This is a genomic window from Pseudomonas sp. C6002, assembly GCF_013385805.1.
Taxonomy (GTDB): domain Bacteria; phylum Pseudomonadota; class Gammaproteobacteria; order Pseudomonadales; family Pseudomonadaceae; genus Aquipseudomonas.
This window is the reverse complement of sequence record NZ_JACAPH010000057.1, coordinates 528-1,681: the sequence shown is the minus strand read 5'-3', so window position 1 is coordinate 1,681 and position 1,154 is coordinate 528. Positions and strand designations below refer to the sequence as shown.

At 63.1% G+C, this 1,154-nt stretch carries 1 protein-coding gene; it reads right to left on the bottom strand.

Going from position 1 to position 1,154, the window contains the following annotated elements; genetic code table 11:
* Positions 1–1,154: amino acid adenylation domain-containing protein (locus HX817_RS31115; RefSeq protein ID WP_256348856.1), on the bottom strand; the 1,154-nt coding region annotated here is incomplete at both ends.

The window sequence follows — 1,154 nt, the reverse complement described above, 5'->3', positions numbered from 1 at the left end:
CCAGACGGTTGCGATTTGCTGTTCCAGCGCGCTTTGCGGCGCCACGTATTCGTGCTGTACCTGGCTTGCGTCCGGCTGCGGCAGGGCCTTGCGGTCGAGCTTGCCGTTGGCGGTCAGTGGCCATTCATTCAGGAACAGCAGGTGCGTCGGCACCATGTAGTCCGGCAGGTCCGCTTTCAACTGCGCCTTGAGGGCGCCTGCATCCTCGGCGCCTTGCGCCGGGATCACGTAAGCCACCAATTGCTGGCCGTTCAGCCCTTCCTGGGCCAACACCACGGCTTCGCGCACCGCCGCCAGGGCGTTCAGGCGCGCTTCAATTTCACCCAGTTCGATACGGAAGCCACGGATTTTCACCTGATGGTCAATCCGGCCGATGTACTCGATCACCCCGTCGCTGCGGTATTGCGCCAGGTCACCGGTGCGGTACAACCGCGCACCGCTTTCGCCGAACGGGTCGGGAATAAAACGCAGTGCCGTCAGGTCGCCACGCTTCAGGTAGCCCCGGGCCAGGCCGGCACGGCCAACATACAGCTCACCGATGCAGCCTTTGGCCACCGGGTTCAGTTCACCGTCGAGCAGGTACCACGACAGGTCGGCTATCGGTTCGCCAATCGGGCTGCTGGCGTCCAGCTCGAGATCAGCCACCGACAGCGGACGGTAGGTGACGTGCACCGTGGTTTCGGTGATGCCGTACATGTTGATCAGCTGTGGCGCGCTGTCGCCAAACCGTTCGAACCATGGGCGCAGGCTCTTGACGTCCAGCGCCTCGCCGCCGAATACCACGTAGCGCAGGGCATTGGCCCGGGAGTCGGTACAAGCCACGTGCATCAACTGCTTGAACGCCGACGGCGTCTGGTTGAGCACCGTGACGCCCGCGTCGCACAACAGGTCGAGGAATTCCTGGGGCGAGCGGCTGACGTCGTACGGCACGATCAGCAGCTCGCCACCGTGCAGCAGTGCGCCGAAAATTTCCCAGACCGAGAAGTCGAAAGCATAGGAGTGAAACAGGCTCCAGACGTCCTGCGGGCCGAAACCGAACCACGGTTCAGTGGCCGCGAACAGACGCAGGATGTTGTGGTGCGCAAGCAAGGTGCCTTTGGGGTTGCCGGTGGAACCGGAGGTGTAGATCACGTAGGCGAGGTTCGAAGGATCCA